Raw genomic sequence first — 21,254 nt, 5'->3', positions numbered from 1 at the left:
TCTCGGGCCCCGCGGGTCGGGTCTCGGGTCAGCCTCCCGGCGCCGGCCTCCCCGGCCCCGTGGATCAGACCAGTTCGGCGCTCAGCAGGACCACCTCACGGCCGAGCTCGGCCGCAGGGTCCGGGGCGTCCGCGCCCGCCCACGGCTGCCAGGTCCGCGCCCGCAGGTAGCCGGCCACCGCGAGCGGCAGCCGGTGCCGCACGATCCGCTCCGTCACCGGACCGGGGCCGGCCTCGCGCAGGGCCGTCAGCAGGCCGTCCACCCCGGCGGAGGGCGGCAGCGGCACGGTGTCCAGGTAGGCGGCCAGCGCCTCCAGTTCGGGGTCGGGCTGCGGTGCCGGCACCGGCACGGGTTGCGGCGCCGGCACCGGCTGCGGGTCCGGCTGCGGCACCGGGGCCGGGGAGCCGCCCTCCGGTCCGTCCGGGGTGCCCGCGCCCTCCCGACTCCTCGAACCGTTCGGGCCGTCCGATCCCTCCGGGCCCCCCGGCCCGGCGGGCCCGCGGCCGGGGGCGACCAGCGCACCCACCCCGTACAGGGCGGCCACCACCCCCAGCCACAGGTCCCCGCCGAGCCCGAGGTAGTGCAGCCCCACCCCGACGGCGCCGCCCCCGAGCCCGGCCAGGTTCCTGGGCGAGTTCAGGTACCGCAGCGCCCGCCGGCCGGGCCCGTCACTGGTAGCCACGGATCTCCTCGAACGCCCCGTCCAGCGACCCCGAGCCGTCGAACAGCTTGCCGCCGCTGAGGTCCGCGACGCCCTGCAGCTGGGACACCGCCGCCTCGCCGAACCTGATCGGGAACACCGGGACCGACTTCTCCCAGGCCGGCAGCGCGTCGTGGAAGCGCTTGAAGTCGGCGTCCGTCGCGCCGGCGTTGCTCTCCCCGTCGGTCATCAGCACGATCGACGTGAAGCGGTCGTCGTTCGCCGCCGCCTGCTGACGCTCGATCACCCGGTACGCCTCCTCCAGCGAGTCGTACAGCGCGGTGCCCCCCGAGGCCGACAGCGACTGCACGTCCGCGTCGATCGCCGCCAGCTCCGCCTGCGGGCCGGGCTGGCTGCCGGACGGCGGCACCACGTGCGTCTTCGCCCACTTCACCGCGGAGGCGAAGGAGAGCAGGGTGACCTCCTCGCGGTTGCGGAAGCGGCGCACCCCGCGGGTGTCGTCCGCGCCCGTCAGCCGGCTCAGCGCGGTCTTCAGCGCCGCGATCCGCGAACCCTCCATCGAACCCGAGGTGTCCAGCACGTACACCGTCCGGGACGGGCGGCGCAGCTCGTTCTGGTACGAGGCCAGCAGGCCGTCCGCGACCGCCCGCGTCCCCGGGAACGGCAGCTCCCGGCGGCGGTCCGTCGGCAGGCCGGCGGCCGGGGCCACACCCGCCGTCGCCGGGCGGCGCAGCGTCACCTCGGACATGCGCTTCTGCACCTCGTCCTTGAGCAGGTACGAGGTCAGCCGCTGGAAGGCGTCGCGCTGGTCCGGCGCCGCGGAGGACAGCAGCGACAGCGGGTAGTCCGCCGACACCACGCCGTCCACCGGGCGCACCACCGTCAGCTGCTGCTGCGGCGGCAGCGTCCGGTTCAACGACAGCAGCACCGACTCGTAGTTCACCAGCGCCCCCACCGAGCCCGACTCGGCCCGGGTGTACGCCTGGGCCAGCCAGCCCGAGGAACCGGACGTCAGCTTCTGGCCGGTGAAGAACTGCTTCAGCCGCGGCGCCGCCTTCTGCACGTCCGCCTCGGCCAGCGCCCCGTCCGCCCCGGAGAACGCCGAGGCGACCGCCACCAGCGTGGAGAAGCCGGAGTTGGAGCGCGACGGGTCGGCCATCCCGTACGTCAGTTTGCCGGCCGCGGCCGCGTCACCGACCTGCGCCCAGGTCACCTTCGAGCCGTCCCCCCAGCCCAGGTCGCCGAGCACCGAGGAGCGCACCCCGATCGCCACCGGCGAGACCATCACCGGCGTCTCGGACAGCACCTTGGACTTCCCGGTCGGGTCCAGGCGCAGGTACTGGTTCGACGGGAACCACACCGCGTCGTACTTGCCGTCGGCCCGGCCCGAGGAGACGGCGTCCGCGCCGTCCAGCGTGCCCGTCCAGGCGAACTGCACCGTCACCCCGGTGGCCTTCCTGGCGTCCTCCAGCACCGGTGCCAGGTCCTGCAGTTCGCTGCCGGCCAGGACGCGCAGCACCCCGGGCCTCGCGGTCTCCGCCGGCGGGTCCGACGGCCTCGGCCCGGACGTGCCGCCGGAGGACGTGCAGGCGGTCACCGCCGCCAGGACGGCCACCAGCGCGGCGGTGAGCCGGCTGCGGCGCTTCGTACGGAGGTTCACTTCGGGCTTCCACCCTTCGCCGCGGCGGTCAGCTTGAGCATGTTGTCCAGCGAGGGCAGCGTGGCCTGCTTGAACCCGGAGTTGCGCAGGTCGTGCGCGAAGGCCGGCTTCTTGTCCTTCATCAGGTTCCAGAAGGCCTCCTGGTCGGCCTGCGGGCGCAGACCGAACCGGGCCTCCAGACCGCGCAGCACCGCGTCGTTCTCCAGCGCGTCGGCCAGCTTCCGGCCGGCCTCCGTCCGGGCCACCAGGGTGTGGTCCGACTGGATCGTGGTGTCCGGGTACATCACCACCATGTCCCCGGTGTCCTTGCCCCGCAGCGGCAGCGCGGCCGCCTGCGACTCGTACGCGAAGACCAGCGTGCCGACGCCGGCGAAGAAGTCGCGGAACGGCTCGTCGCTGCTGATCTTCTGCATGCCCTGGACGCCGTTCGAGGTCGCCAGCACGTCCCGGACGGCGTTGACGCCGGCGTCGTCCTGGACCACCTGGTTGCCGTTCGCGACGTACGAGAGCAGCGCCAGGTACATCGCGCCCGAGGAGGACGTCTCCGGGTCCGTGGTGGACACGAACAGCGGTCCGGCCAGCTCCGGGTGCTCCGCGGCGCCCTGCAGGTCCTTCCACTTCTGACCGGACTTCAGTGCCGCCACGTACTTGTCCATGCGGAACGTCCAGACGCCCTTGCCGTCCACGTCCGCCAGCTGGTTCTCCTTCAGGACCTTCGCCGCCGACTCGTGCGTCACGACCACCAGCGGCGAGTAGAACGGCACCAACGGCGAGTCCGTCAGCTGCCAGTTGCGCTGGATCTCCCGGGCCGGCGCGGCGCTCGCCGGAAAGGCGAAGTCCAGCCCCTTGGTGCTCCTCGCCTGCTCGCTCATCGTCCAGGAGCCCGTCGAGTCCGCCCGGACCTCCAGGCCCTGCTTCTTCAACTCGGCCTTGACATCGGGGTTGTCGAAGAAGTCGCGCTTCTCCGACCCGATCAGGCCCGTGACCGTGACCACCGGGGTCCCGGCCCCGCTGTCGTCGGGGATCAGCGCGTAGGCGACCCAGCCCAACAGGGCCAAGGTCGCCACCACCCCCAGAACGCCTCCGCGTCTCATGCCGAACGCCTCCCCCTCGTCAGCGACTTCGTCCGCGTCGCTCCATCGTCCGGGTGGTGACCCGGCACCTCCGGATCGTCACCCGGGGGTGACGAGCGTCCCGCCGGGCGGGGAGCGCCAACGGAAGAGGCGGTGAACGAAGGGTGAACACCCCTTCACGGAATCGCATCGGACGGCCCGTCACGGGAGCGGTCGGACCGGTCCGGAGGAGCCCGTTCGCACACCGGTCCGAGGGTGTGTCAGATTGTTCAACTCGCCTTACCGCAAAGGTCATCCCGCGGACCGGACCCGCCTCGTGGTTACGCGCCGGTAATGCCTAGTCTCAGCACTATGCGCCGAGCAAAAATCGTCTGCACTCTCGGGCCCGCCACCGACTCGTACGACCAGATCAAATCCCTGGTCGACGCCGGTATGGACATCGCCCGATTCAACCTCAGCCACGGCACGCACGCCGAACACGAGGAACGCTACCGCCGCGTCCGCAAGGCCACCGACGAAACCGGCCGGAGCGTCGGCGTCCTCGCCGACCTTCAAGGTCCGAAGATCCGCCTCGACACCTTCGCCCACGGGCCGGTACTCCTCGAACGCGGCGACGAGTTCACCATCTCCACCGACAAGGGCGTCGTGGGGGACAAGGACATCTGCGGCACCACCTACGCCGGACTCGCGGCCGACGTCAGCCGCGGCGAACGCATCCTCGTCGACGACGGCCGCGTCACCCTGGAAGTCGTCGCCGTCGACGGCCCCCGCGTGCGCTGCCTCGTCATCGAAGGCGGCCTGGTCTCCGACCACAAGGGCCTCAACCTCCCCGGCGTCGCCGTCTCCGTCCCCGCACTCAGCGACAAGGACGTCGCCGACCTGCGGTGGGCGCTGCGCACCGGGGCCGACCTGATCGCGCTCTCCTTCGTCCGGAGCGGCCGCGACATCGAGGACGTCCACCGGGTCATGGCCGAGGAGGGCCGCTTCGTCCCGGTCATCGCCAAGATCGAGAAGCCGCAGGCGGTGAAGAACCTCGAATCCGTCGTCGACGCCTTCGACGGCATCATGGTGGCCCGCGGCGACCTGGGCGTGGAGATGCCCCTCGAACAGGTCCCGCTGGTCCAGAAGCGCGCCATCAAGCTCGCCCGGCGCAACGCCAAACCGGTCATCGTCGCCACCCAGATGCTCGACTCGATGATCAACGCCTCCCGGCCGACCCGCGCCGAGGCCTCCGACGTCGCCAACGCCGTCCTCGACGGCACCGACGCGGTGATGCTCTCCGGGGAGACCTCGGTCGGCAAGTACCCCGTCGAGACGGTCAAGACCATGAGCCGGATCATCGAAGCCGCCGAGAACGACATCCTCGCCGCCGGCCTGCCCCCGCTGACCACCGGCAGCAAGCCGCGCACCCAGGGCGGCGCCGTCGCCCGCGCCGCCGCCGAGATCGGCGACTTCCTGCACGCCAAGTACCTCATCGCCTTCACCCAGTCCGGCGACACCGCCCGCCGCCTGACCCGCTACCGCTCACCCATCCCGGTCCTCGCCTTCACCTACGAACCGGCCGTCCGGAGCCAACTCGCCCTCACCTGGGGCGTGGAGACCTTCCTCGGCCCGTTCGCCCCGACCACGGACCAGATGGTCGAACAGGTCGACGCGGCCCTGCTGTCGCTCGGCCGCTGCCAGAAGGGCGACATCGTCGTCATCACCGCGGGCTCACCCCCCGGCCTCGCCGGCTCCACCAACCTCGTCCGCGTCCACCACGTGGGGACGCTGGACGCCTGATGCCCCTCGGGCGGCGCGGTCCTGCCGAAGACCGCGCCGCCGTCAGTACTTCGGGCCGATGTGGACGTCCATGAGGGCGACGGACTCCTTGCGGGCGACGGAGATGTTGAAGCCGCCGTTGGACCGGGAAGCGTGCTTCCACCGGACGCCGACGGCGTCGAGGGTGGCGGTGAAGAGGCCGATGATGTCGGTCGACGTGTTGGTGAAGAAGTACCGCGGGTACTCGTAGCGCTTGGTGATGCCGGCCACCGTGTGGGTGGCCCAGTTGGTGATGCGGCAGCCGTCGGAGTGGATCAGACCGCGCAGGAACTCCCAGGGGTGGGCGTCCACGATCTCCTGCTGCCAGGGCGCCAGGGCTATGGTGCGCTCGTGCTTCCTGCCGGGGCCGTGCTGCGGGAACAGGCACGTGAGGTGGTTCGAGTAGACCTTGACGTCGTGGCACCCGATGCGTCGTACCCTGCAGGGCGTGTTGTTGGGGAGGACCTGACGCATGGCCTGCTCGGCGGAATTCATGACGCCCGGCCACTTGTCGTCGCAGGTGATCTGGAGGCTCTGGGTCCTGCGGTACTCGTTGGGCAGCAGGATGTGGCCGTCGCCGAGGTACAGGCCGAGGAGGTAGGCGTAGGCGGAGCGGTTCAGCTCGTCGCCGTAGCAGTGGGGGCAGGCGGAGCGCTTTCGGCCCGGCAGTTTGCCGCGTCTTGCGAGGTCTTTGTGCTTCCACGACCCGACTGTGCCCGTGGGCACTCCGAGGCGGCGGGAGACCTCGGAATTGCGGACGCCCTGGCGGAGGAGGAGGACGGCTTCTTCGCGGGTCGAGCGGGTGGCATGCGGGTGATTTTGAACACCATGCGCCGACTGTGCGGGCGAATAGGCTTGTTCTCGCCCGAACGAATGAAGATCGCCAACGATCGGGCTGCCCTAAGTGGCTTTGGAATTGAAGGAAAAGTACCCCGGGTGGGATTCGAACCCACGCTGTCGGCGGTTTGAGCGCCGTGCCTCTAACCACTGGGCTACCGGGGCATCCACGGATTCGAAGGTTGCCCCCCGACCCTGCTGAGTCCAAACATACCGTGTCTAGGTACCCTCGTGCATGCAGTACCCCGCCGGAACTAGGAGCCCCGTGAGCACCGCCGACGAGCAGGCACAGCCGCTTGAGACCGATACGCCCCAGATCACCCGGATCGTGATCGCCGAGGACGAGGCGCTGATCCGCCTCGATCTGAAGGAGATGCTGGAGGAGGAGGGGTACACCGTCGTCGGCGAAGCGGGGGACGGGGCGACGGCGGTGAAGCTCGTGGAGGAGCTGAAGCCGGACCTGGCGATCTTCGACGTGAAGATGCCGGTTCTGGACGGGCTGTCGGCCGCCGAGCAGATCCACGAGAAGCACCTGGCTCCGGTGCTGATGCTGACCGCGTTCTCGCAGCGGGAGCTGGTGGACCGGGCGCGGGACGCCGGGGCGATGGCGTACATCGTGAAGCCGTTCTCGAAGTCGGACCTGGTGCCGGCGATCGAGATGGCGGTGTCGCGGTACACCGAGATGCGGGCGCTGGAGAAGGAGATCGGGGATCTCACCCAGCGGCTGGAGACCCGGAAGCTGGTGGACCGGGCGAAGGGCGTGCTGCAGACGAAGTTCGGGCTGAACGAGCCGGCCGCGTTCCGGTGGATCCAGAAGACGTCGATGGACCGGCGGATGACGATGGCGGCGGTGGCCGAGGCGGTCATCGAGGAGGGCGAGGCCCAGGACCGCAAGAAGGCGGAAGAGGGCGCGCCCGAGTAGGTCGCACAGCCAGGAAGGGCCCGGCAGGGGATCTGCCGGGCCCTTCGTGCGTGGTGGGGGTCAGTCCTCGCCGAGGTAGGCCTTGCGGACGGACTCGTCGTGGAGGAGGTCCGCGCCGGTGCCGGAGAGGACGACGCGGCCGGTCTCCATGACGTAGCCGCGGTCGGACAGGGAGAGGGCGGCCTGGGCGTTCTGCTCGACCAGGAGGATGGTGGTGCCGCCGGCCTTGAGCTCGATGATGGTCGCCATGATCTTCTGCATCATCAGCGGGGAGAGGCCCATGGAGGGTTCGTCCAGCATGAGCAGCTTGGGCTGGGACATCAGGGCCCGGCCCATGGCGAGCATCTGCTGTTCGCCGCCGGAGAGGGTGCCGGCGGCCTGCTTGCGGCGTTCGCCGAGGATGGGGAAGAGGCTGTAGGCGCGTTCGACGTCGGCGGTGATGCCGGCGGTGTCGGTGCGCAGGAAGGCGCCGAGGAGGAGGTTCTCCTCGATGGTCATGCGGGGGAAGATGTGCCGGCCTTCGGGGGAGTGGGCGAGGCCGAGGGCGACGATCTTGTGGGCGGGGACGGTGGAGAGGTCCTGGCCGTCGAAGGTGATGCGTCCGGAGGTGGGCTTGAGGAGGCCGGAGAGGGTTCGCAGGGTGGTGGTCTTGCCGGCGCCGTTGGTGCCGATGAGGGTGGTGACCTCGCCCTGGTTGACGGTGAAGCTGATGCCCTTGACGGCTTCGATCTTGCCGTAGGCGACGCGGAGGTCCTCGACCTCGAGGAGTGCGGTCACTGGTCGTTCTCCGTAACGGTCTCCGGTGCTGCCGGGGCGGCGTCCTCGGGAGGGGTGGTGTCGTCGAGCGGGGCGCCGAGGTAGGCGGTGATGACGCGCTCGTCGTTCTGGACGGTCTCGCGGTCGCCCTCGACGATCTTCTGGCCCTGGACGAGCACGGCGGTGCGGTCGCAGAGGTTGAAGATGAAGCGCATGTCGTGCTCGATGACGAGGATGGAGATGCCCTTGTCCCGGATGGCGAAGACGAGTTCCTCGGCGGCGCGGGTCTCCTGGGGGTTCATGCCGGCGGTGGGCTCGTCGAGGAGGAGCAGGCCGGGGTCGGAGGCGAGGGCGCGGGCGATCTCCAGCTTGCGCTGCTCGCCGTAGGGGAGGTTGCGGGCGAGGTGGTCGGCCTTGGCGGCGAGGCCGGTGAACTCCAGGAGCTCCATGGCCTTGGCGCGGCTCTCGGCTTCGGCGCGGTGGTAGCCGGGCAAGCGGAGGATGGCGGAGAAGATGCCTTCCTTGGTGCGGCTGTGGCGGCCGACGAGGACGTTCTCCAGGACGGTCATGTTGGCGAAGAGCCGGATGTTCTGGAAGGTGCGGGCGATGCCGGCCTGGGTGACGAGGTGGGGCTTGGGGGGCAGTTGGACGTCGCGGTAGCGGACGGTGCCCTCGGTGGGGACGTACAGGCCGGTGAGGCAGTTGAAGAAGGTGGTCTTGCCGGCGCCGTTGGGGCCGATGAGGCCGATGATCTCGCCCTCACCGACGGTGAGGGAGACGTCGTTGACGGCGGTGAGGCCGCCGAAGCGCATGGTGACGCCGGTGACTTCGAGCAGGGGTGCGGCGGTGGTGGTCATCGGGTCGGTCACGCCCCTGCCTTGGTGAGTGCGGTCGGCTCGCCGGTGGGCTGGGCCGGGATGGCGGCCTCGTGGTACTCCAGCTGCTGGCGCCGGTTGGGGATGAGGCCCTCGGGGCGGACGCGCATCAGGATGATGAGGGCGGCGCCGAATGCGAGGAGCTGGTAGTCGGCGAGGAATTCGAGCTTCTTCGGGATGAGGAAGAGGAGGGTGGCGCCGGCCAGCGGTCCGCTGATGGTGCCCATGCCGCCGAGGATGACGGCGGCGAGCAGGAAGGCGGAGTTGGGCGGGAGGGCCTCGGCGAAGGTGTACTGGTCGGGGGTGACGGTGTAGCTGACGTGGGCCTGGACGGTGCCGGCGAGGCCGGCGAGGCAGGCGCCGAGGGCGAAGGCGAGGAGCTTGAGGCGGAAGCCGTTGATGCCCATGGCCTCGGCGGCGGTCTCGTCCTCGCGGATGGCGACCCAGGCGCGGCCGATGCGGGAGTTGCCGACCCGGGCGAAGACGAGCACGACCAGGGCGGTGACGAGCAGCATCAGCAGGTAGTAGTTGGAGAAGCGGCCGAGTTCGATGCCGGCGACGGTGTGGGGCTTGCCGAGGTCGAAGCCGAGGATCTCCAGGTCGGGGATCCGCGGGATGCCGTTGGAGCCGTTGGTGATCTTGGGGCCGGTGGTGCCGTTGAGGTTGAGCATGGTGATGCGGAAGATCTCGCCGAACCCGAGGGTGACGATGGCGAGGTAGTCGCCGCGCAGCCGCAGGGTGGGGGCGCCGATGAGGACGCCGAAGACCATGGAGACGGCGGCGCCGGTGAGCATCGCGGCCCAGAACGGGAACTGGACGTGGATGGGCGAGGCGGGGGAGCCGGAGACCAGGGCGGCGGCGTAGGCGCCGACGCCGAGGAAGGCGACGTACCCGAGGTCGAGCAGGCCGGCCAGGCCGACGACGATGTTGAGGCCGAGGGCGACGGTGGCGAAGATCAGGATGTTGGTGGCGACCGAGGTGTACTGGTCGCTGTTCTGGGTGAAGGGGAAGCTCGCGGCGGCGGCGAACGCCGCGCCGGTGGTGACCGGGCGGTGCTTGACGGTCAGTGCGCGCAGCCGGGCGATCAGGCCGGACTTGGTGAGGGCGGCGAGGGTGGGGCCGGCGAACAGCAGGCAGCCGATGAAGAGTTCGCCGTACTCGGTGTCGATGCCGAAGGTGATCGCGAAGAGGCCGAGCCCGAAGGCGACGATGATGACCAGGACCTCGACCCAGGACGGCAGCGCGCGGGGGGCGTCGAACGGGCGCTCGACCTTGCCGAGGCGCAGCCAGGTGTTGGCGAGGTGGCCGAGCTGGAGGAGGAGGACGGCGCCGGTGGCGATGACCACGCCGCCGGCGAGGGCGGTCAGGACGGGGGCGACGGGCTTGTCGCCGGGGACGGCGTGGGCGCCGAACCAGACCAGGGGGGCGGCCGGGACGAGCAGGAAGAGGCGCTTGTCGACGATCCGCAGCGGGACGGCGGTGCGCCGGTCGAGCGGGAGGCCGAGGGCGCCGAGGACGGTGAGCAGGCCGCCGGCGGCGAGGACCCAGCCGCCGGGTTCGAGGTTGACGAGGCCGTCGAGTTCGACGGCGATGGAGGCGACCGAGTAGGCGCTGACGGCGAGGGTGCCGGTGGCGGCGTACAGGACGGCGTTGTTGCTGCCGGCGGGGGTGACCCAGCGCAGGCCGCGGACGCCCTGGGAGCCGAGCAGCACGGCCAGGGTGAGCAGGCCGGCCGCGAGGGCGAGCCACTGGAGGCCGGCCGGGGAGCCGTAGTAGGTGAGGTCGCCGGGGAAGTCGGAGGTCCAGGTCCAGGCCATGGCGGCGGAGGCGGCGGTGGCGAGGGCGCCGAGGCCGGTGAGGGCCGCGGCGGCGCGGGCCGGCAGGGGGATGACCGGGGTGGTCTCGGTGGTCGTGGTGGTCATGGTGGTCACGCCCTGTCCGCGACGCGCTCGCCGAGCAGGCCTTGGGGCCGGACGAGGAGCACGAGGATGAGGAGTACGAAGGCCCAGACGTCCTTCCAGGCGCCGCCCCCGAAGAGGTGCATGCCGGGCAGGTGCTGGATGTATCCGGTGGCGAGGGCTTCGGCGAGGCCGAGGGCGAGGCCACCGAGCATGGCTCCGTAGATGTTGCCGATGCCGCCGAGGACGGCGGCGGTGAAGGCCTTGAGGCCGAGGATGAAGCCCATCCGGAAGTCGACCTGGCCGCTGCGCAGGCCGTAGGCGATGGCGGCGACGGCGGCGAACGCGGCGCCGATGGCGAAGGCCATGACGATGATGCGGTCGGTGTCGATGCCCATCAGCTTGGCGGTGTCCGGGTCCTGGCTGGTGGCCTGCATGGCGCGGCCGGAGCGGGTGCGGGTGACGAACCAGCCCAGGGCGAGCATGCAGAGCGGGGCGGCGATGATCAGGAAGAGGTCGCTGCGCTGGATGGTGACGGAGCCGAGGCTGAACGGGTCGCCGGGGATCTTGGGGAAGACCCGGGCCTTCTTGGCGTCGGGGTAGAAGGAGAAGACGAGCTGCTGGAGGAAGATGGACAGCCCGATCGCGGTGATCAGCGGGGCGAGCCGGGGCGCGTTGCGCAGGGGGCGGTAGGCGAACCGCTCGGCGGCGACGGCGGTGAGGGTGGAGACCAGGACGCCGGCGATCAGCATCAGCGGTAGGGCCAGCCAGAGGGTGGTGCCGCCGGGGAGGGCGAGGTAGGCGGTCAGGGCGCCGAAGCCGCCGACCATGACGATCTCGCCGTGGGCGAAGTTGATGAGCTGGACGATGCCGTAGACCATCGTGTAGCCGATCGCGACGAGCCCGTAGAGGGCGCCGAGGATCAGGCCGTTGGCCAGCTGCTGCGGTAGGTCGTGCACCGCTGGGCCTCCGTAGTGCGTTCGGGGGTGTCCGCGTGGGTGGTGGATGTGGGGGCGCGCGGGGGCACTCGTGGCGCCCCCGCGCGCTGGGTGGTTCGGTGGTGCCGGATCCGGGTGGGTGGTTCGGTGGGCCGGGTCCGGTGGTGGGTCAGCCCTCGAAGGTGCCGGTCTTCTCCACGTCCCACTTGCCGTCCTTGACGGCGTAGACGGTGAGCTGCTTGTTGGTGGTGTCACCGAACTCGTCGAAGGAGACCTTGCCGGTCACGCCGTCGAAGGAGACCTTCTGGACGGCGTCGACGACGGCGGCGCGGGGGTTGGCCGGGAGCTTGCCGTTGTTGGCGGCGACGACGGCCTTGACGGCCTGGATGATGGCCCAGCCGCTGTCGTAGGAGTAGCCGCCGTAGGTCTCGTAGGCGTCCTTGTAACCGGCGGCCTTGTAGTCGGCGATGAACTTCGCGGCGGTCGGGAGCTTCTCGACGGCGCCGCCGACGGCGGTGGCGAGGTCGCCGGCGCTCTTCGGGTTGAGCTTGATGAAGTCGGCGCTCTGCATGCCGTCGCCGCCCATCAGCGGGATGGCGACGCCGGCCTCCTTGAGCTGGAGGGAGAGCGGGCCGGCCGCGGGGTACTCGCCGCCGTAGTAGACGGCCTCGGCGCCGGAGCTCTTGACCTTGGTGACGATGGCGGCGAAGTCGCGGTCGTCGGGGTTGACGTGCTCCTCGCCGACGATGGAGCCGCCCTGCTTGACGAACTCGGCCTTGAAGGTGGCGGCCAGGCCGGCGCCGTAGGTCTTCTGGTCGTCGATGAGGAAGACCTTGGACTTCTTGGCGTCCTTGGCGAGGTACTGGGCGGCGAAGGGGCCCTGGACGGCGTCGGTGGTGGCGGTGCGGAAGTAGGTCTTGAAGGGACGCTTCTTCTCGCCGCTGGCCCACTTCTCGCCCTGGCTGAGGGCGACGCCGGTGTTGGCGGGGGAGATCTCGACCAGGTTGGCGTCGGCGAAGATCTGCTGCATCGACTGGGCGACGCTGGAGTTGAGCGGGCCGACGACGCCGACGACGCTGGTGTCGCCGACCAGCTGGGTGGCGTTCTGCTGGCCGGGGCCGGGCTTGGCGGTGTCGTCCAGGGCCTTGATCTGGAACTTGACGCCGGGGACCTCGTTGGCCTCGTTGGCCTTCTTCGCCGCGAGTTCGACGGAGTTGCGGATGCCGAGGCCGATGGCGGAGAGGTCGCCGGTGAGCGGGGCGTCGATGCCGATGGTGACGGTGGTGGCGGAGCCGCCGCCGCTGCCCCCGTCGCCGGACTTCTTGTCACCGCGAGAGCCGCAGGCGCTGAGGCTGAGGGCGGCGATCACGGCAATGCTCACGACAACTGCTGAACGGTGACGCACGAGGGTCCCCTTCGGTTCGGGATGCGCCCGCGCCGGAGTGGCGGGAGCCGGAGTGCGCGGAGGGCCAGGCCCATTCGGATGGCGCGGTGACTGGCCGTGACTCTAGATGCCGTTGGGCGGCTCGGGCAGTGCTGCGAGCAGGCTGTGATTCTCTTGTTATGAGCACACGGAGCAGTTGTCTCACCATGTGGTCGTTTCGGCTCGATCGATCCGGCCCTTTCGGGCGTTTACGCGCTGGTAGGGCGATGTAAGGGCCGGAAATGGGGGTTGCGGCTGGCGTCACCGATAATCGAACAGCCAAGTCCGATTCCCATGTTTCGACCGGTAGCGTCCGGATTGCGGACGAGAAGAGCACGGTCAAGCGACCCCGGGGCCCCGGGAGCGCTCGGGGTCGGGTTTTGCTCGGATTTCCTGCTTGTTACGCAGCGTTACAAGGGTCGGGAACGCGTCGGCCCCCGCCGGACATGCGAACCGCCCCCTTGTCCAGACCAACGCCTGCCCAGAGTGGCGGATGGTCAAACAAGGGGGCGGTAAAGGGACTTGATGTCGTCTTGACTGAACTTGCTTCGACGGTAGGGACGTTACCGGTGGGGCCGGCTGCACCTGCTGTGACGGGTGGGGCGCCGCGGCGCCGACCGGGACGTCAGAGGTCGCGCAACATGCAGGTCAGCCGGCAGCTGGTGACCCGCTTGCCGGTGTCGTCGGTGACCGCGATCTCGTAGGTGGCGGCGGTGCGGCCCTTGAACACGGCCGTCGCCACCCCGGTGACCAGGCCGGACGTCGCCGAGCGGTGGTGGGTCGCGTTGAGGTCCACGCCGACCGCGTACCGGCCGGGGCCGGCGTGCAGCATCGCCCCGATCGAGCCCAGCGTCTCCGCCAGGGCCGCGGACGCGCCGCCGTGCAGCAGTCCGTACGGCTGCTGGTTGCCCTCCACCGGCATGGTGCCGACCACGCGGTCGCCGGAGGCCTCGACGATCCGGATGCCGAGCTTCTCGCCGAGGTCGCCGCCGGAGAAGGTCTCCGGGCTCACGCCGAGCTTGGCGAAGTGGTCCAGGACGTCCTGCGGGACCTTCAGGACGGGGGCGGTGTCGGGGGCCGCATCGGCCATGGGGGAACTCCTGCCGCTCGGGGGTCACGGGGCGTGCTGCCTGTGATCGTACGACCGTCCTACTCGGCGGTACCGCGCGCGGCCGGGGCTGGCGTGGCGGCCCCGGCGGACGCCCGGGCGGGCACCTTCGCCGCCCCGCCGCCGCGGTGCCCGGGCCCGCCGGCGGCGTGCCCCTTTTGTCGGTGCCGGGCCATAGGATCGGTGGCCGGTAGTGGAATCGGCAGGAACGGACGTTGACGTGGCTACGCAGAGTACGGACAAGGGCGCGACGGGTGGCGGCGGGGCCGGCCCGCGGCCCCGGCTGATGCTGCTCGACGGGCACTCGATGGCCTACCGGGCCTTCTACGCCCTGCCCGTGGAGAACTTCAACACCTCCACCGGGCAGCCCACCAACGCGGTCTACGGCTTCGCGTCGATGCTCGCCAACACCGTCCGCGACGAGCAGCCCACCCACGTCGCCGTCGCCTTCGACCTCTCCCGGCAGACGTTCCGCTCCGTCGAGTTCCCCGACTACAAGGCCAACCGCGCCAAGACCCCCGACGAGTTCCGCAGCCAGATCGGCCTGATCGGCGAACTGCTCGACGCCATGAGCATCCCCCGGCTGACCGCCGAGGGCTTCGAGGCCGACGACATCATCGCCACCCTGGCCACCGCCGCCGAGGCGGCCGGCTACGACGTCGACATCGTCACCGGCGACCGCGACTCGCTCCAGCTGGTCACCGACCACGTCACCGTCCTCTACCCGACCAAGGGCGTCTCCGAGCTGACCCGCTTCACCCCGGAGAAGGTCACCGAGAAGTACGGCGTCACCCCGCGCCAGTACCCGGACCTCGCCGCGCTGCGCGGCGACCCGTCCGACAACCTGCCCGGCATCCCCGGCGTCGGCGAGAAGACCGCCGCCAAGTGGGTCAACCAGTTCGGCTCCTTCGACGAACTCGTCGCCCGCGCCGACGAGGTGAAGGGCAAGATCGGCGAGAAGCTGCGCGACCACCTCGACTCGGTCAAGCGCAACCGCGTCCTCACCGAGCTGGTCCGCGACGTCGAACTCCCGCTCGGCGTCGCCGACCTGGCCCGCGCACCGTTCGACAGGGCCGCCGTCGGCACCCTGATGGACTCGCTGGAGTTCCGCAACGCCAACTTCCGCGACCGCGTCCACGGCATCGACCCGGCCGCCGGCGAGACCGCCGCCGAAGCCGAACTCGCCCCCGGCGTCGAGGTGGACGGCGAACTGCTCACCGACCCGGGCACCCTGGCCGCCTGGCTGCGCGAGCACGCCTCCGACGGCAAGACCACGGTCGCGCTCGCCGCCGTCTACCAGTGGGCGCTCGGCACCGGCGAGGTCACCGAAGTGGCCCTCGCCGCCGGGGAGACCGCCGCCTGGTTCGACCCGGCGCTGCTCGCCGAGGAGGACGAGCAGGCCTTCGCCGGCTGGCTCGCCGACACCACCGCACCCAAGGCCCTGCACATCGCCAAGCAGGTCATGCGCGCCTTCGCCGAGCGCGGCTGGACGGTCGGGGGCGTCGTCGCCGACACCGCGCTCGCCGCCTACCTGGAGAAGCCCGGCCGCCGCACCTTCACCCTGGAGGTGCTCGCCGAGGAGTACCTGGCCCGCTCGCTCACCCCGGCCCCCGCCACCGAGAGCGGCCAACTCGCCTTCGACGCGCCGGAGGAGGACGAGACCGCGGCCGCCCGCTCGCTGATGCTCCAGGCCCGCGCCGTGCTCGACCTCGCCGCGCTCTTCGACACCCGCCTCGCCGAGGTCGGCGCCACCGGGCTGATGCGCGACATGGAACTGCCCATCGCCGCCCTGCTCGCCCGCATGGAGCGCTACGGCATCGCCGCCGACCGCGAGTGGCTCACCACGCTGGAGGCGCAGTTCGCCGCCGAGATCCAGCGCTGCGTCGAGGAGGCGCACGCCGCCGCCGGGCACGAGTTCAACCTCGGCTCGCCCAAGCAGCTCCAGGAGATCCTCTTCGGCGAGCTCGCGCTCCCCAAGACCAAGAAGATCAAGACCGGCTACACCACCGACGCCGACGCGCTCACCTGGCTGGCCACCCAGACCGACAACGAGCTGCCCGTCATCCTGCTGCGCCACCGCGACCAGGCCAAGCTGCGCACCACCGTCGAGGGCCTGCTCAAGACCGTCTCGCCCAAGGGCCGGATCCACACCACCTTCAACCAGATGGTCGCCGCCACCGGCCGGCTCTCCTCGCAGGACCCGAACCTGCAGAACATCCCGGTCCGCACCGAGGAGGGCCGCGCCATCCGCCGCGCCTTCGTCGTCGGCCAGGGCTACGAGACGCTGCTCACCGCCGACTACTCGCAGATCGAGCTGCGGATCATGGCGCACCTGTCCGAGGACGAGGCGCTGATCGAGGCCTTCGCCTCCGGCGAGGACCTGCACACCACCGTCGCCTCCCAGGTCTTCGAGGTGCCGGGCGCCGCGGTCGACGCCGAGATGCGCCGCAAGATCAAGGCGATGTCCTACGGCCTGGCGTACGGGCTGTCCGCGTACGGGCTCTCGCAGCAGCTCGGCATCAAGCCCGCCGAGGCACAGGGCCTCATGGACACCTACTTCGAGCGCTTCGGCGGCGTCCGGGACTACCTGCGCCGGGTCGTCGACGAGGCCCGCGCGACGGGGTACACCGAGACCCTGCTCGGCCGCCGCCGGTACCTGCCGGACCTCAACAGCGACAACCGCCAGCGCCGCGAGATGGCCGAGCGGATGGCCCTCAACGCCCCGATCCAGGGCTCGGCCGCCGACATCGTCAAGATCGCCATGCTCCGGGTGGACGAGGCGCTGCGCGCGGCCGGCCTCACCTCCCGGATGCTGCTCCAGGTGCACGACGAAATCGTCCTGGAGCTGGTCCCGGGCGAGCGCGAGCGGGTGGAGGCCGTGGTCCGCGAGCAGATGGCGGGCGCCTACCCGCTGCGCGCCCCGCTGGACGTCTCGGTCGGCGTCGGCGCCAACTGGGAGACCGCCGCGCACTGACGGTGCCGCAAGCGGTTCTCGGCGGGCCCGGACGCGTGGAGCGTGCGGGCCCGCCGTCATCGGCGGCCCCGGGGTGGCCCAGCCGGCTTGCGGCGAATTGGCCCATACGACAAGTCAATTTCGTACTACCGTAGGCACAATGACAACAGGATCCACTGCGACCGACCAGCCCCTGTCCCCGGCCGAGGCGCCGACCAGCCAGGCCCGCAACTCCGCCGCCTTCTGGGCCGCGACCGGTCGGAGCCGGGGACACGAGGTGATCCGGCGCCGCGGATTCCTCGCGGTCGACGGCGACGAGCGCGCGGGCCTGCGGATCCTGGTCCAGGAGCCCGACCTCGACCCCGGCGAACTGGCCGAGGTGGGCGAACTGGTGCGCGGGGCCGCGGGGGCGGTGAACGTCGAGGATCCGTTCAGCGCGACCGACCTGAGCCACCTGGGCATGCGCAACTGGCAGATGCCGATCATGCTGCGCCTGCCCGGGCCCGTCGGCGAACCGGCCCTCGACGTGACCCGGGTACGGCGGCCCGAGGACCTCCAGACAGCCGAGCGGGTCGTGATCGAGGGCTTCGAACTGGACCGATTCGAGCCCTACCGCCCCGGCGAGCTGTTCCCGACGGCGCTGATCGAACAGCCGGGCGTGGACGTGTTCGTCGCCTCGCTCGACGGTGCGGCCGCGGGAGCCTGCGTCAGCGTCGTGGCCGACGGCGTCGGCAGCCACTACTGGGTCGCCACGTCGTCGGCGTTCCGCTCGCGTGGGGTGGGCCGGGCCGTGATGCTCGGAGCCCTCGCCCACCTGGCGGACCTGCCGGCCACGCTCACCGCCTCGAAGCTGGGCAGGCCGCTGTACGAGTCGCTGGGTTACACGGTCGCGACGCCCTCGACCTGGTGGGCCGCGCCTTCCGGGACGGCGTAGCGGTGAAGCCCGTCGGGCCGCCGGCCCGCCGGGTCCCCGCAGGGCACCCGCCCTGTGGATGGCTTCAGCGGTAGGCGGGCGCCGTGCCGGTGCCGCTTGCGGGCGGCTCGTCGAGTGCCGGTGGGGGCGCGGGCGTGGGCGCGGTCGCGGGCGCGGGCCTACGCCGGTGGTTCCTGACGGTACGGCGGCCCGCGGCCTGTCCGCTGCGGGCCGGCGGCCCAGCCGAACAGCTGCTGCGCGCGCAGGAAGTCGGTGAGGTCGACTTCCTGCGCGTCGTCGGTGACCGGGTGGCCGGGGTGGCCGGGGTGGTCGGTGGCCGGTGGTCGGTGGCCGGGGTGGCCGGGGTGGCCGGGGTGGCCGGGGTGGTCGGTGGCCGGTGGTCGGTGGCCGGGGTGGTCGGGGTGGCCTGGTGCGGCCGTGGGCGAGGGAGCCGGACGTCACAGTGCCCGGGCCCTTCGGCGTCGCGGCGATGACGCACCGTCGCCGTAAGTACGCTCCGCAGTCGGAAAGTTGACCCTTCAAAGGCGTTCGGCCGGGCCATGGGCTGGTGACATCCACATGTTCGTGCGCGTAGCGTGGAGAGAGCTGGTCGGCACGGGACCGACCCGACGGTGGCCGCGCGCACCCGAGGGACGCGACGGCCCCGGTCCCTGCGACTGAGGAGGAAGCATGTCCAGGGAAATGCTCTTCTACCGGGCGAACGACGGCCTGATAGCGACGGGAAGACTGAGTACCGACGGCATCTTCACCGGCCTGGCGGACGGAAAGCTCTCCCCGAAGTGGACGCACATCGTGCCCATCGGGCGGGAGCTGCTGTTCTACCGGGCCGGTGACGGGGTGATCGCGACGGGCCGTCTCGACACGAACGGGATCTTCACGGAGCTGGCCGAGGGCCGGCTGTCCAACGGGTGGACGCACATCGTGCCGGTGGGGCGGGAGTTGCTGTTCTACCGGTCGGACAGCGGGGTGATCGCCACCGGGCGGATCGACACGAACGGGATCTTCACGGAGCTGGCCGAGGGCCGGCTGTCCAAGGGGTGGACGCACATCGTGCCGGTGGGGCGGGTGCTGTTGTTCTACCGGTCGGACAGCGGGGTGATCGCCACCGGGGACCTGGACACGAACGGGATCTTCACGGAGTTGGCCGAGGGCCGGCTGTCCAACGGGTGGACCCGCATCACTCCCCTGGGAGCCGAGTTGTTCTACCGGTCCGACAACGGGGTGATCGCCACCGGGCGGATCGACACCGACGGGATCTTCACGGAGCTGGCCGAGGGTCGGCTCTCCGACGGGTGGACGCACATCGTGCCGGAAGGGGAGGAAGCACTGTTCTACCGGTCCGACAACGGCGTGATCGCCACCGGCCGGGTCGACACCGAGGGCATCTTCACCGAACTGGCCGAGGGCGGCCTGAGCCCCGACTGGAGCATCATCGTCGCCCTGACCGCCTGACCGCCTGACCGCCTGACCGCCTGACCGCCTGACCGCCTGACCGCCTGACCGCCTGACCGGTCCCGTGCGCGCGCTCGCCCGGGTCGGGGTGAGCCTGCTCCGGCCGGGACCGGTCTCCTCGGACTGATGCATGATCAGCCGCTGTGGGTACCAGGCACATTGGCCGCGTCGAGGCTCTGGCCGGTCCTGTTCGGCAGTCCTACGCTCCTGGCATGGCTCTGGATGTCCTGCGCACCGGCCCCTCCTCGACCGACATCGTCCTGCGCGCGGGCGGCGGCACCCGGCGCAGTGCGCTGCTGTACTGCCTGACGGCCGTCGGGAGCGCGCTGAAGGCGCCGCTGGTGCTCTTCGCGCCGACCTTCACGGTGGCGTTCGTCCTGTGGATCCTCGGCGCGGCCGGGGGCACCGTCGCCGCGGTGGTCGGGGTGATCGTGGGGGTCGAGTACCTGCTTGCCGTCCCGGTGATCGCCCGGATGGAAGTGACCACCGTCCACCGGATCGAGTTCGCCCCGCCCGAGGTGGCGGAGCGCTACCGGTTGGTCCGGGGCGGTCGCCCCGACGACTGGCGGCCGCTGACCGAGCTGCCCGCCGTCCGGCTGGTGCACAGCATCATGGAGCCCTACGAGGGCGATCGCGCACCGGCCGAGGAGACGCTCGTCGGACGGCTGGACTTCACCGGCGGGCAGGTGGTGTGGAAGCCGCCCGCCGGCACCGACGCGGAGCGCCTGCAGGCGGCCCTGACCGTGCTGCTCGGCCCCGCCGGCGTCGAGGTCGAACTGATCACCAAGCGCAGCGTGCGGCCCAAGCCCTCGCCGGCGTCCTCCTCGCCGTGGATCTCCGGAGGCTCGGGCTCGGCGAACTCGGGCGGCTGCTGAACCCTTCCGTGCGCGCGTTGCGGCCGCGGGTGGGTGCGGCCACCCGCGGCCCGCGGAGTCCTGGGCGGGCCTGGTCACCGCCGGTGAGCTCCCCGACCCGGTCGACGGCGAGGAGCGCGGGACGGTGGCACGGGCGCTCGCCGGATGTCGGCCGCGCCCGGCAGACCGCACCGGGTAGGGCGTGGCGGGTGGCGGAGTCGTGGGTGCGCCGGGAAGTCGGTGGGGCCGACTTCCGGGGCACCGGTTCGGGTGCCGAGGTGTCGCAAACCCCGGTCAGATCGACAGGTCCCAGCCGGGGCCGTTGTCGTTGCCGAGCCAGACCCGTTGTCCTGCCGGGGAGACCGTGATGCCGAAGGCGTCCTGGTGCGGCTCGCCCGCCTGCGGACATTCCTCCACGGCGGTTTCCACCCGGTCCCACAGGCGGAGCGGTCCGCGCTGGATCACGGTCCAGCCGCCTGCGGGGTCGGGCGCGGTCCGGGACTGTGATCCGGTGGCGACGTCCGAGAGGATCTGCTGCGCCCCGCTTCCCATCCGTTCGGCGGAGGGCGCTGCGAGCTGCGCGATCCAGCCTCCGGTCCACGTGTCGAGCTGCGCGGGGTCGATCCGGCTGGGGCGTTCCTCCCCGGGGAGCAGGGACAGGGCCGGGCGGGGAGGCCGGTCGCGGGGCGGGCGATCATGAAGCTGGTGTAGTCGGGCAGGAACCTGCCGGTGGCCTCACCGGGGCTGGTCACCCTGTATCGGCGGTCGGTCGTTTCCGGCAACTTCGCTGTTGCGAAGGGCTGTTCATTGGCTCGCCCTGGTGGGGCGGGGGTGGTGGGGGAGTGGGAAGTCGGTGGGGTCGACTTCCTGTGCGTGGGGTTCAGCGGTGGGTGGTGTGGGTGGTGGCTTGGGTGCGGCAGTGGGTGAGGGCGTAGGTGAGGCGGCTGTCGGGGGTGGGGGCTGCGGCGAGGAGTTCACCGGCGGTGACGAGGGTGGTCCAGTAGCGGGCCGGGTCGCCGGTGCGGGGCATGGGGTGAGCAGCCGCGAGGGAGAGGTAGGCGGTGGTGAGGTTGCCGGTGGTGAACCAGCGGTCGAGGCCGTGGCGGTGGC

Annotated in this window: 16 protein-coding genes, 1 tRNA gene and 2 pseudogenes; 6 read left to right on the top strand and 13 right to left on the bottom strand. The window is 71.2% G+C overall.

Annotated elements, in window-relative coordinates:
• Nucleotides 1-64: 64 nt before the first annotated feature.
• From ACFV04_RS27575 to ACFV04_RS27565, 3 genes are read right to left on the bottom strand one after another with little or no spacing between them, the layout of a single operon-like run.
• The gene (locus ACFV04_RS27575) at nt 65-682 is read right to left on the bottom strand and encodes a hypothetical protein (protein WP_380533253.1); all 618 of its coding nucleotides are present in this window, start codon (nt 680-682) and stop codon (nt 65-67) included.
• Complete coding sequence (locus tag ACFV04_RS27570) at nt 669-2,321, bottom strand: extracellular solute-binding protein (RefSeq protein WP_380338119.1); 1,653 nt, start codon at nt 2,319-2,321, stop codon at nt 669-671. Before ACFV04_RS27570 ends, ACFV04_RS27575 begins: the two co-directional genes overlap by 14 nt.
• The gene (locus ACFV04_RS27565; RefSeq protein WP_380533251.1) at nt 2,318-3,415 is read right to left on the bottom strand and encodes a hypothetical protein; all 1,098 of its coding nucleotides are present in this window, start codon (nt 3,413-3,415) and stop codon (nt 2,318-2,320) included. The genes ACFV04_RS27570 and ACFV04_RS27565 overlap by 4 nt, the downstream gene beginning before the upstream one ends.
• A gap of 330 nt (nt 3,416-3,745) precedes the next feature.
• On the opposite strand from ACFV04_RS27565, the gene pyk reads away from it, so the two are divergent.
• Nucleotides 3,746-5,176 carry a pyruvate kinase gene (gene pyk / locus ACFV04_RS27560; RefSeq protein ID WP_380533249.1) on the top strand — a complete coding sequence of 477 codons (1,431 nt, stop codon included), beginning with the start codon at nt 3,746-3,748 and terminating at the stop codon, nt 5,174-5,176.
• A 42-nt stretch (nt 5,177-5,218) separates the two neighbouring features.
• On the opposite strand, the gene ACFV04_RS27555 is transcribed toward pyk, so the two are convergent.
• Both ACFV04_RS27555 and ACFV04_RS27550 read right to left on the bottom strand, forming a co-directional pair.
• Nucleotides 5,219-5,920 (bottom strand): helix-turn-helix domain-containing protein, encoded by a 702-nt coding sequence (locus tag ACFV04_RS27555; protein ID WP_380533247.1) that lies wholly within the window; start codon nt 5,918-5,920, stop codon nt 5,219-5,221.
• A 202-nt stretch (nt 5,921-6,122) separates the two neighbouring features.
• Nucleotides 6,123-6,196 (bottom strand) — tRNA-Leu (locus ACFV04_RS27550).
• Nucleotides 6,197-6,296: 100 nt separating this feature from the next.
• Here ACFV04_RS27550 and ACFV04_RS27545 point away from each other — a divergent pair.
• Nucleotides 6,297-6,953 carry a response regulator gene (locus ACFV04_RS27545; RefSeq protein ID WP_360256774.1) on the top strand — a complete coding sequence of 219 codons (657 nt, stop codon included), beginning with the start codon at nt 6,297-6,299 and terminating at the stop codon, nt 6,951-6,953.
• A gap of 60 nt (nt 6,954-7,013) precedes the next feature.
• Here ACFV04_RS27545 and ACFV04_RS27540 read toward each other — a convergent pair whose 3' ends face one another.
• From ACFV04_RS27540 to ACFV04_RS27515, 6 genes are all read right to left on the bottom strand, one after another.
• On the bottom strand, nt 7,014-7,730 hold the full coding sequence (locus ACFV04_RS27540; protein ID WP_380533245.1) for an ABC transporter ATP-binding protein: 717 nt from the start codon (nt 7,728-7,730) through the stop codon (nt 7,014-7,016).
• Entirely contained in the window at nt 7,727-8,566 is an 840-nt protein-coding gene (locus ACFV04_RS27535; protein ID WP_380338297.1) for an ABC transporter ATP-binding protein, read from the bottom strand. Before ACFV04_RS27535 ends, ACFV04_RS27540 begins: the two co-directional genes overlap by 4 nt.
• 8 nt (nt 8,567-8,574) lie before the next feature.
• Nucleotides 8,575-10,506, bottom strand: coding sequence for a branched-chain amino acid ABC transporter permease (locus tag ACFV04_RS27530; protein ID WP_380533263.1), 1,932 nt, complete (start codon nt 10,504-10,506; stop codon nt 8,575-8,577).
• A 5-nt stretch (nt 10,507-10,511) separates the two neighbouring features.
• Nucleotides 10,512-11,441, bottom strand: coding sequence for a branched-chain amino acid ABC transporter permease (locus tag ACFV04_RS27525; RefSeq protein ID WP_360256768.1), 930 nt, complete (start codon nt 11,439-11,441; stop codon nt 10,512-10,514).
• Nucleotides 11,442-11,589: 148 nt separating this feature from the next.
• Nucleotides 11,590-12,825 carry a branched-chain amino acid ABC transporter substrate-binding protein gene (locus ACFV04_RS27520; protein ID WP_380338133.1) on the bottom strand — a complete coding sequence of 412 codons (1,236 nt, stop codon included), beginning with the start codon at nt 12,823-12,825 and terminating at the stop codon, nt 11,590-11,592.
• A 643-nt stretch (nt 12,826-13,468) separates the two neighbouring features.
• Nucleotides 13,469-13,933 (bottom strand): hotdog fold thioesterase, encoded by a 465-nt coding sequence (locus ACFV04_RS27515; RefSeq protein ID WP_360256764.1) that lies wholly within the window; start codon nt 13,931-13,933, stop codon nt 13,469-13,471.
• Nucleotides 13,934-14,237: 304 nt separating this feature from the next.
• Between ACFV04_RS27515 and polA the strand changes: the two genes are divergently transcribed.
• The 4 genes from polA to ACFV04_RS27495 all read left to right on the top strand — a co-directional run bounded on the left by polA (nt 14,238) and on the right by ACFV04_RS27495 (nt 20,165).
• The gene (polA, locus tag ACFV04_RS27510; protein ID WP_380338302.1) at nt 14,238-16,925 is read left to right on the top strand and encodes a DNA polymerase I; all 2,688 of its coding nucleotides are present in this window, start codon (nt 14,238-14,240) and stop codon (nt 16,923-16,925) included.
• Between the two features lie 139 nt (nt 16,926-17,064).
• The gene (locus tag ACFV04_RS27505) at nt 17,065-17,838 is read left to right on the top strand and encodes a GNAT family N-acetyltransferase (protein ID WP_380338135.1); all 774 of its coding nucleotides are present in this window, start codon (nt 17,065-17,067) and stop codon (nt 17,836-17,838) included.
• A 669-nt stretch (nt 17,839-18,507) separates the two neighbouring features.
• A complete protein-coding gene (locus ACFV04_RS27500; protein ID WP_380338137.1) occupies nt 18,508-19,290 on the top strand; it encodes a hypothetical protein in 783 nt (260 codons plus the stop codon).
• A 212-nt stretch (nt 19,291-19,502) separates the two neighbouring features.
• Nucleotides 19,503-20,165, top strand: coding sequence for a hypothetical protein (locus ACFV04_RS27495; protein ID WP_380533241.1), 663 nt, complete (start codon nt 19,503-19,505; stop codon nt 20,163-20,165).
• 273 nt (nt 20,166-20,438) lie between these two features.
• Here ACFV04_RS27495 and ACFV04_RS27490 read toward each other — a convergent pair.
• Together ACFV04_RS27490 and ACFV04_RS27485 are read right to left on the bottom strand one after the other, a co-directional pair.
• Nucleotides 20,439-20,896: pseudogene (locus tag ACFV04_RS27490) on the bottom strand (methyltransferase); the annotation flags it as partial.
• 128 nt (nt 20,897-21,024) lie between these two features.
• Nucleotides 21,025-21,254, bottom strand: a pseudogene (locus ACFV04_RS27485) (hypothetical protein); the annotation flags it as partial.

Origin of the sequence: Kitasatospora sp. NPDC059599 (assembly GCF_042735125.1) — a bacterium.
GTDB lineage: Bacteria > Actinomycetota > Actinomycetes > Streptomycetales > Streptomycetaceae > Kitasatospora.
The sequence above is the reverse complement of the archived record's forward strand: the minus strand, read 5'-3'. Positions and strand labels throughout refer to the sequence as shown.